Annotated in this window: 10 protein-coding genes and 1 riboswitch; of the genes, 2 read left to right on the top strand and 8 right to left on the bottom strand. The window is 48.9% G+C overall.

Annotated features, from left to right (window positions below; genetic code table 11):
• Positions 1-217: 217 nt before the first annotated feature.
• From DXC51_RS15110 to DXC51_RS15075, 8 genes are all read right to left on the bottom strand, one after another.
• Entirely contained in the window at positions 218-445 is a 228-nt protein-coding gene (locus DXC51_RS15110; RefSeq protein WP_025487462.1) for a hypothetical protein, read from the bottom strand.
• 215 nt (positions 446-660) lie between these two features.
• Complete coding sequence (metK, locus tag DXC51_RS15105; protein ID WP_021640377.1) at positions 661-1,848, bottom strand: methionine adenosyltransferase; 1,188 nt, start codon at positions 1,846-1,848, stop codon at positions 661-663.
• A 79-nt stretch (positions 1,849-1,927) separates the two neighbouring features.
• Positions 1,928-2,026, bottom strand: a riboswitch (SAM riboswitch).
• Positions 2,027-2,231: 205 nt separating this feature from the next.
• Complete coding sequence (locus DXC51_RS15100; RefSeq protein ID WP_021640375.1) at positions 2,232-3,524, bottom strand: UDP-N-acetylglucosamine 1-carboxyvinyltransferase; 1,293 nt, start codon at positions 3,522-3,524, stop codon at positions 2,232-2,234.
• Between the two features lie 376 nt (positions 3,525-3,900).
• Positions 3,901-5,472, bottom strand: a complete 1,572-nt coding sequence (locus tag DXC51_RS15095) for a M23 family metallopeptidase (protein ID WP_117530723.1) — start codon at positions 5,470-5,472, stop codon at positions 3,901-3,903.
• A 77-nt stretch (positions 5,473-5,549) separates the two neighbouring features.
• Positions 5,550-6,122 (bottom strand): flavin reductase family protein, encoded by a 573-nt coding sequence (locus DXC51_RS15090; RefSeq protein WP_025487463.1) that lies wholly within the window; start codon positions 6,120-6,122, stop codon positions 5,550-5,552.
• A 62-nt stretch (positions 6,123-6,184) separates the two neighbouring features.
• Positions 6,185-7,084, bottom strand: coding sequence for a phasin family protein (locus tag DXC51_RS15085; RefSeq protein ID WP_025487464.1), 900 nt, complete (start codon positions 7,082-7,084; stop codon positions 6,185-6,187).
• 428 nt (positions 7,085-7,512) lie between these two features.
• On the bottom strand, positions 7,513-7,782 hold the full coding sequence (locus DXC51_RS15080) for a hypothetical protein (RefSeq protein ID WP_117530724.1): 270 nt from the start codon (positions 7,780-7,782) through the stop codon (positions 7,513-7,515).
• Between the two features lie 9 nt (positions 7,783-7,791).
• Positions 7,792-8,454, bottom strand: a complete 663-nt coding sequence (locus DXC51_RS15075) for a GTP pyrophosphokinase (protein WP_021640370.1) — start codon at positions 8,452-8,454, stop codon at positions 7,792-7,794.
• Positions 8,455-8,623: 169 nt separating this feature from the next.
• Here DXC51_RS15075 and DXC51_RS15070 point away from each other — a divergent pair, with 169 nt between their 5' ends.
• Positions 8,624-8,890, top strand: coding sequence for a hypothetical protein (locus DXC51_RS15070; RefSeq protein WP_021640368.1), 267 nt, complete (start codon positions 8,624-8,626; stop codon positions 8,888-8,890).
• Between the two features lie 292 nt (positions 8,891-9,182).
• On the top strand, positions 9,183-9,833 hold the full coding sequence (gene trhA, locus DXC51_RS15065) for a PAQR family membrane homeostasis protein TrhA (RefSeq protein ID WP_025487466.1): 651 nt from the start codon (positions 9,183-9,185) through the stop codon (positions 9,831-9,833).
• Position 9,834 lies beyond the last annotated feature (1 nt).

Genomic DNA, 9,834 nt, shown 5'->3' with positions numbered 1-9,834 from the left:
CGGCTTGTCCGCCGAACGCCGGCGGCAGGGCCGCCGGTGTGAGAAGTTCAGCCGCGTTGGCAGGATTCTGGTATTCCGGGACAGTTAGAAACACCCCGTTTTTGAGGCTGGAGCAGGAAACACCCCCACAGCATCCCCCTCAAAGCAGCCAGCCGGACGACGCCCCGCCGGGGACAGGGAGGATGGGAATGGGCCTGAGGCGCCCTTCCATTCCCGATCAGTTTCTTCTTATTAAAATACCAACCGCTCCGGCATAGCCTGCAGTGAGGGCGAGGAAGGCGGCTGCGGCGGCAGGGGGGACAGGGAGCAGGGTTTGCAGCAGCGGGGTTATGATTAGGCCTGCGGCAAACCACAGAATGGTATTGGTAATCAGAAATAATTTTGGGGGTAATTTGTATAGAAGTGTCTTCAGTGAGAATTGAGGGGTGATTGTATTGTTTTCCATATAAATTCCTCCTTCCTGGATAAAGCGTAACAGATGCTATTCTTTATATCTATCCAGAAAGTGCAAAATTTATGTAAAATCAAAGTTAACTGTTTGGCCGGTCAGTGGATTTGTTGTGCCAAACGGCTAATGAGTTAAAAATATGATAAAAATACGCGGCTGCCCGGAGCCTGCATATTTGATGCAAAGGCAGCGGACAGCCGCGTGCTGTGATTTTAGAGGTATTTCTTCAGGACTTCCGCTTTGTCCAGTTTCTCCCAGGGGAGGTCAAGGTCGTGGCGGCCGAAGTGGCCGTAAGCTGCGGTCTGTTTGTAAATCGGGCGGCGCAGATCCAGCATTTTGATGATTCCGGCCGGTCTTAAGTCGAAGTTTTCACGGATGATTTCCACCAGCTTCTCATCGGAGAGCTTTCCGGTTCCATAGGTATCAACCATGATGGAGGTGGGCTGAGCCACGCCGATGGCGTAGGAGAGCTGGATTTCACATTTATCAGCCAGTCCTGCGGCAACGATGTTCTTTGCCACATAGCGGGCTGCATAGGCTGCGGAGCGGTCTACCTTGGTGCAGTCTTTTCCGGAGAAAGCGCCGCCGCCGTGACGGGCATATCCGCCGTAGGTATCCACAATGATTTTACGTCCGGTGAGTCCGCTGTCGCCATTGGGTCCGCCGATCACGAAGCGTCCGGTGGGATTGATGTAGAATTTGGTTTCATCGTCAATCAGCTCTGCGGGCAGAATGGGATCGAAAACATATTTTTTGATGTCTTCATGGATCTGTTCCTGGGTTACGTCGGCATCATGCTGCGTGGAAAGGACAACGGCTTCCAGGCGGATGGGCTTTTCATTTTCATCGTATTCCACGGTTACCTGGCTCTTTCCGTCGGGCCTTAAGTAAGGAAGGGTTCCGTCCTTGCGCACCTTAGTCAGCTGTTTTACCAGCTTATGGGCAAGGCTGATGGGGTAAGGCATGTATTCTTCGGTTTCATTGGTGGCAAAACCGAACATCATGCCCTGGTCTCCGGCGCCGATGGCTTCGATCTGGGCATCCGTCATTTTATGTTCCTTGGCTTCCAGCGCTTTGTCAACGCCCATGGCTATGTCGGGGGACTGTTCGTCAAGAACTACCATAACGCCGCAGGTGTTGGCGTCAAAGCCATATTCGGATTTGGTATAGCCGATTTCACGCACAGTATCGCGCACGATTTTCTGGATATCCACGTATGCCTTTGTGGTGATTTCTCCCATTACCATAACAAGGCCGGTGGTGGTGCAGGTTTCACAGGCTACACGGCTCATGGGATCCTGCTCCATCAGCGCGTCAAGAACCGCGTCAGAGATGGCATCGCACATTTTATCGGGATGGCCTTCAGTTACGGATTCAGAAGTAAATAAATGTTTCTCCATGTTTCCTCCTTTTGGACATTTTGTCCTGCAATAAAAAAAGTCCGCTATAAGCGGACCCGATGTTAATGATAATCAAATCCTCTTATTGTTCGAAATGCTCGCTCAGGTTGGCACCTTCCTCTGACGGGGTTGCCGTGGCTTCGCAGGTCCTATGTACCTCCACCACTCTGAATAAGAGATGATACAATATTGAATTTTCTTATCTGTGACTACGTTCCTTACAATACACCATATGCCGCGTTCTGTCAACGGGACATTTCCCGGGAAATGTCCAAAAAACTGAAAAAACAGGAGTATTATATTCCCACCGGCATCCGGATACAGGAAAATAAACAGCCTGGGATGCCGCTGTTTTAATATTTCCGCTGTTTCAGGAGCTCAGATCAGACTACCTTAAAACGAAATTTTTTCACGTCTCTTTCGTTATCGACTTTTTCTATCATTGCGCCGAGGCCCCTGAGCTTTTCGGGGAAATTCTCATAGCCTCTTTCGATATAGCGGATATCATCCACGGTGGAGATCCCTTCCGCTGCAAGTGCCGCGATCACAAGTGCCGCGCCTGCCCGGAGATCCGGAGCCGTGATGCTTGCGCCGGTGTAGCGGCCCACGCCGTCAATTATCGCCGTGTTCCCTTCTACTTTAATGTTGGCGCCCATTCTGGTAAGCTCATCCACATATTTAAAACGGTTTTCGAAAATACTTTCCGTTACGATGCTTGTCCCCTGGGAAAGTCCCAGCGCAACAGTGATTTGGGGCTGCATATCCGTGGGGAATCCGGGATAAGGAAGGGTTTTCACATGGGTATGGTTCAGCGGCCTGGATGCCACAACCCTGACTGCGTCATCAGACTCTTCCACCTCACAGCCAATCTCCATCAGTTTGGCGCTGATGGATTCCAGATGCTTGGGAATTACATTTTTTACCGTAACATCACCGCGGGTGGCGGCTGCGGCAAACATAAAGGTTCCCGCTTCGATTTGATCCGGTATGATGGTGTATTCCGTCTTATGAAGGCGTTCCACGCCCCTGATACGGATCACATCCGTACCTGCGCCCTTGATATTGGCGCCCATGCTGTTAAGGAAATTGGCAAGATCCACCACATGAGGCTCCTTCGCCGCATTTTCAATAATGGTCATTCCATCCGCCATGGCTGCGGCCATCATAACATTGATGGTTGCGCCCACGCTGACTACGTCCATATAGAGATGGCTGCCCTTCAGCTTTTCGGCCTCCGTAATGATCAGGCCGTGTTCAATGCGCACATCCGCACCCAGAGCCTTGAAGCCCTTGATATGCTGATCAATGGGGCGGCTTCCGATGTTGCAGCCGCCGGGAAGAGCGACCTCTGCTTTATTGTATTTGCCTAAAAGAGCGCCCAGCAGATAGTAGGACGCACGGATTTTCTTAATATAGTCATCTTCAATTACAAGTTCATGGATAAGGGAGGCATTGATTTTCACGGAATGCCTGTCCACACGCTCCACAATTACACCAATGCTCTGCATCGCCTGGAGCAGTATATTCGTATCCCTGACATCGGGCATATTTTCAATCAGAACCGTTTCATCTGTCATTACCGAAGCTGCCAGTATGGCAAGCGCTGCGTTCTTGGCACCGCCTATCTCCACTTCACCAACAAGCGGATTCCCGCCTTCAACCATATATTGTTCCATATCAACCTCTTTATGTATGCGGGCTTAGCGCAGCAACAGCGCGCCCACCGGCATACGGATCCCTTCACACGATTTCCACTGATTACCAACTTTTTATAATAGCCTGACCGGACTGTCACTTTTCAAAAATTATTATTGACTGTCAGCCTCTCTTTATGCAAACTCATCATTAGTAAAATCTGACATACAAATTTTCGATTATTATACCATATATACAAAAATTTTGCCACTTAATAATCCATATGCGATTATAGCACATTTTTTTACTTTGTAAATGGGTAATTCCACCTACATTTTCCACGGGAAGTATGAAATTTGTAACTATGCATCATAATTCTACCCGTAAAATGATGGAATTACCCATTTAAAATTTATTTTAATTCAGATATTTAAGCGGGTTCACCGCCTGTCCGTTAATACGCATTTCAAAATGTACGTGAGGTCCCGTGCTCCGTCCGGTATTTCCGCTGAGGGCGATTTTCTGGCCCTGGCTGACCTTCTGTCCCGGGGAAACCAGCACCTTGCTCAGATGGCCGTATCTGGTTTCTCTTCCGTCCGCATGCTGGATATACACAACATAACCGTAGCCGCTTCCCCAGCCGGCCCTTGTTACGGTTCCGCCGGAGGAGGCCATGACGGCGGTTCCCACAGGCGTTGCCCAGTCAATTCCCTTATGGTTGGTGGAGGCCCCCCTGGTCGGTGCGTTCCGGCCCCCAAAGCCTGATGACAGCCGTCCTCCCGAAATGGGCTTAATATAAGTAGGTGGAACCTTGGTCCCTCTTTTTACAATCTTGGGAACCGCTTCGTAATCCACCTCTTCGAGAATGATTTCTTCGCCAATCTCCTCGCTGTTTCTATAGGTTACGATGCTCGCTGCCTTACGGTGTCCGGCGGAAGGCTCCTGCACCACCTCCTGCTTTGTGGTATACCAGTCATCCACGTCCACATACTGCACCGGCGCATCATAGCTTTCTTCCGCATAAACCAGCTCCTGATGAATGACGGAAAGCTCAGGCTCGGGCACTGTTATAATCAGTTCATCGCCAACCCTTATGGTGGAATCCGCGCTTTCCAGCCCCGGATTAATAGCAACCAGCCCGTCCACAGTCAGGCCGTTATTCAGCGCGATCTGGGAAAGGGTATCCCCGGACTGCACTTCATATATCTGCTCTTTTTCCTGTTCCTTGGTCACCTGGTCTATAGCATCCGACAGGCTGGTGATTTCATCCTCCATCAGGTAGGCTTCCACCACTTCCACCGTGTCCGCATACGCCAGATCCACCAGCCCATAATCCAGACTGTCAAAATCTCCTGCCATTGTGGGCACGGCCTGTTCGAATACTTCATCAAAAAGCAGTCCTACCCCGGCGCTCAGCTCCACCTCATCCGGATTCTTACGCTTATCGGCCGGGCAGATAGAAGTGGTCAGCACATTCAGCTCACGTACCGGATCCACCACCAGATCCACCACATATTCACCGTCCGGATCGTATTCACTGAGACAGGCGGAAAGCAGGGACAGAACCTCCCCGCTTGTTTTCAGGTTGACCGTATATTCGTTTATTTTTACCGTATATGCATGCTGCAGCGTTTTGCAGATGCTGTCCTTCAGTACGTCCTTCATATTCTGACGGATGGTCCTGTCACTGTCCACCGCGCCGAAAACCATACTCTTCCCCTGCAGCTCCAAATCCGCCGTCATGAATACAAGCTCCTGGTTATCCCTCACAAGCTCTTCCCTGGCGCTCTGCAGTATATCCTCCGCCTTTTCCGGCTCATCCGTACAGCCCACAACAACGCCGTTAAGCAGAATGTCCGCCACATTGTCCCCTGTGTGTACAAACCTTCCGAAGGAGGGTGCAAAAAGAACAGCGGCTGCTATCACGCAGAACGCCGTTAAAATAAATGTTGCCTGTACTCTTCTGTAATATTTCGTAATACTTTCCATGAATTCCGCTTTTCTTCCCGAAACCTTATATCCTTATTTTTTCGTAATTGATCCGTTCCTTCACAGCTGCCGGACGGTTACTTGTTTTTTTTCTTTGCAACACTGTAGCCGAACTTTCCCACTTCTTTTCCGAGCGCGTAATAACGGCCGTGGGAATAGCAGATGGGAGACGACTTATCCAGATGGAACCGGTTATTCTTATCCATATACGCTTCATCCACGCTTACGGAAACCACCTCCGCCACAAACATGGTATGGCTTCCCAGCGGAAGCGTCTGCCTGACACGGCATTCCAGGCTCACCGGGCTTTCCTGAATCAAAGGGGCCTTTACTACATGCCCCGGTACCGGAGTCAGACGGGCCTCTTTCCATTTATCCGTATCCCTGCCGCTTCTGACCCCGCAGAAATCTGCGGCCCAGGCCAGCTTCTCCGTGGTCAGGTTGATTACAAATTCGCCTGTTTCCATTATAAAAGCATAGGAATGCCTCTCAGGACGCACCGATATGGAAACCATGGGCGGATTGGTACATACGGTGCCTGCCCATGCGACGGTAAGTATGTTGCTGTTTCCTTTTTTGTCCGCACAGCTGACCATAACTGCCGGCAGGGGATAAAGCATGTTTCCCGGCTTCCATTCCTGTTTTCCCATGTATCCTGAGGCTCCTTCCTGATGCTTCCTGATTATGCCATAAACGGCCAAATTTTTCTCTCTTACATTCCAAGTATTCCCAGAATCTGTAAAATAAACAGCGCCACATTAGCCAGGGTTGCCGCCAGCGTAACGATAAGCAACGGCTTCAGTCCCTTGTTGGACTCCTTCAGCTCTTCCGTCTGCTTCTTCACTTCCTCCACAACCACTGCCTGGACATTCCGGTATACCTTTACATTTTCCTTATGGTTAAAATCATCGGCCTGCTTCTGCATTTCCCGCAGGCTCTCTGTCTGTCCGGCCACCAGCTCACGGATTTCCTCCACTCGTTCGGCCGTTTCAATATTTCTGTTATTCACTTCCTGGATTTTGGAAAGGCTCTCCTGTGTCAGCTCACGGATTCTGTCCAGGCTCTCCTCCGTAATCCCTTCCAGCTGCTGCAGGCTTACCTCTGCAAGATGGGACAGCTTCTCCACTCCGTCTGTTGTAAGTCTGCCAAGGCCTTCTTCTCCCGCCGACGATACCCTCGCTATGCCGGAGGTACCGTCCTCAGCCATCTGCTTCAGGCTGTCCGTCCCGCTCTCGGATAACTGACGCAGGCTGCTTGTTCCATGTTCCGCCAGCTGCTTCAGGCTGTTGGTCCCGTCAGCAGAATATCTGCGCAGCCCTGCCGCACATTCCTCCGCCAGCTTCTGGACTCCATGAAGGCTTTCTTCCGCCAGCTTCTGCATTCCCGCCGCGCTTTCCTCCGTCAGCTTCTGGATTCCGGCAGTGCTTTTATCCGTGTAGCGCTGAATCACATCCAGCGTTTCCACATTCTTCATATTGGATTTTCTCATTTCCTGAAGATATCCGTCATACTCCACCAGCTGGTTCCTGAGGCGCTTCGCCTCCTGCGCATCCGGCGTCATGGAGCCCGCCTGGCCCATCCGGTAAGCCGAATCATCTCTGTAATTGTCCATCTGAAAAATCCTCCCGTGTAAACTGTCCGGCGACAGCGCTCTCCGGCCGCAAATCATCCGTTCCTTCACCCTGTTCCGAAACTCTGACTGTATTCTGTTATATATAACCCATGCCCTCACGCCGCAGGTCCACCCTGTCCGCCGCAGGGGCATGCAGTTTCATTCCGCCAAAAGCCGGTATCTGCAAAAGCAGACATAATCCCGCTATTTTCCCCATTTTAGCATCATTCCCCTGATTTTACAACCGCTTATTCTCCCGCCTTCTCACTGCCCGCCCGGCTTTTTTGTGTATTATGCACTATTTTCAATGATGTACATTTTAATTTTTATTATAATTCACTATACATTTACATCTTGTTCATAATTTATTCATAATTCATTGCTATACTTAGTTCATAAGTTCAAGGGAAACAAACAGTAACATTCACTTAGCAAACATAGATAAATTTTTTCATAATAGCCCCGGCGCCTATGGTGTCGGGGCACTCCTCACTTTTGCCCACTATGAGCCGGGCGGAATAAAAAGGATAAGGCTGCAGGGAAAGCTCGCTTTTCCCTGCAGCCTTATCCTTTTTATTCCATGAGGCGACAGCCTCAAGCCCTGGTACGCGCAGCGTATCAGGGCTTGCCCCGGCGGACTGCACATCCCCAGTCCCTCTTCTCCCGCCTTCCAATCCCCTTAACTGAAAGCCATACACTCCCGTCTGCTAATCATCCCTCTCCCCGCTAAGACTAAGTATCTCTTCATTCAGCGACAGCATCCTCGCATCCAAATCCGACACCATCCTTGCGCATTCCACAAGCTCCGTCTTAATATGTTGGGGGGCATTTCCTTCAAATTTATAATTAATTTTATGTTCCAGGCTGGCCCAGAAATCCATGGCTACCGTCCTGATCTGGATTTCCACCTTTACCTCCACAATCCGGTCCGACAGGAATACCGGCACCGTCACCAGCATGTGATAGCTCTTGTAGCCGCTGGCCTTGGGATGCTTGATGTAGTCCTTGACAGAAATCACCTTGATATCATTCTGGTTCCCTATCATGTCAGCAATACGGTAAATATCAGACGTAAAAGAGCAGATCACGCGTATTCCTGCAATATCGTTGATGTACTTTACCATATTCTCTATTGTGGATTCGTAACCGTACCTCTTCAGCTTCTTTACTATGCTTTCCGAGGTCTTCATACGGGACTTGATATGCTCTATCGGATTATAGCGATGCACATGCTGAAATTCATCATTCAGGATTTCCAGCTTCGTATTTATCTGCTTCAGTGCCGCACTATAAACCAGGGTGACTTCCTGCCAGCTGTCCACCTGGTTCTCATTATCTACTACATATTCCACTTGCTTCATCAATTTCATCCTCAATTTAACTTTTTTACGATGTTATTATACCATAGATTTGCAGTGAACATGGAAAGTTTACAAAAAATTAATAAAAACCGTATTCTATTGCCTTTCCCTTTTCTTTCCGCTAAACTATGATTATTCTCAGACGCACAAAAATAATACAGATTATGAGGTGATTCTTATGTTCCGTTTATGGGCAAAAATATTTAAGGATAACAGAATGCTACGCGATACGGTGATTTGTGATGATTCATCGGAAACAAGAACGCATAAGGTATTCAATGCTCTGGACGAAATCTGCTATCAGTTCGACCTTGGCAAGCCCATGTGGCTTGATGCTACGATACATGATTTCAAAAAACACAGCAAGGCCCGATTTACCCCGGATAATTTTGTTGAACAGATCGATTTTGATTTTCTGGAGATTCAGGTAATCGAAGAAGACTGAGCTTTATTATTGTGAGCGAACATTATTTATTGCTTTTTGAGCCTGCGATATAATGCATGCAGCCAGGGATTGCATTACCGCTGATGCCTGCCCTTCTTACGAAGAGCAGCCTGTTTGTCTTTCAGCAGGGCATGCCGGCAGTCAGCACCGGCCTTCAGATATACACGAAAATATATTTGTATATTTTCATTGACACTCCAAATAATATGTTGTAGTATCATAATATGTAAGACGTAGTTATTAAAACTACATGTTGTATTTTGTCATGATTGCTAGAACAGGAGGCATTATTATGAGTGTTACAATAAGAGAACCCGGGAGTGCAATAACCCATTTCATTGGAATGATGATGGCTATCATCGCTTCCACTCCACTGTTGATAAAGGCTGTGTTATCCAATCAGCCAGTTGTTTTCATTGCAATGATCGTTTTCATCGCAAGTATGATTCTGCTGTACGGCGCCAGCGCCACTTACCATTCCATCAATGTGGGAGGACGAATTCTTCGGGTATTCCGCAAGATTGATCATATGATGATTTTCGTCCTGATAGCAGGCTCCTATACCCCCATTTGCCTGGTAGTCCTTGGCGGCAAGCTGGGATATACGCTTCTGGCCGTTGTCTGGGGCGTTGCCATCTTCGGAATGACTATTAAAGCGGTATGGATTACCTGCCCCAAATGGTTTTCTTCCGTAGTCTACATCGCCATGGGCTGGATTTGCCTGGCAGTGTTCGGCCAGCTGTGGGATACGCTTCCCCGGGCCGCCTTCCTCTGGCTTCTGGCAGGAGGGCTGATATATACAGTAGGCGGTATCATTTATGCGCTGAAGCTTCCTATTTTTAACAACAAACATAAATATTTCGGATCTCATGAAATTTTCCATCTGTTTGTAATGGGCGGAAGCATCTGCCATTTCATCTTTATGTTTAAATATGTGGCATAGT

It is taken from the genome of Eisenbergiella massiliensis (assembly GCF_003435485.1).
Note: the sequence above shows the minus strand (reverse complement) of the source record. Positions and strands in the feature narration are given on the sequence as shown.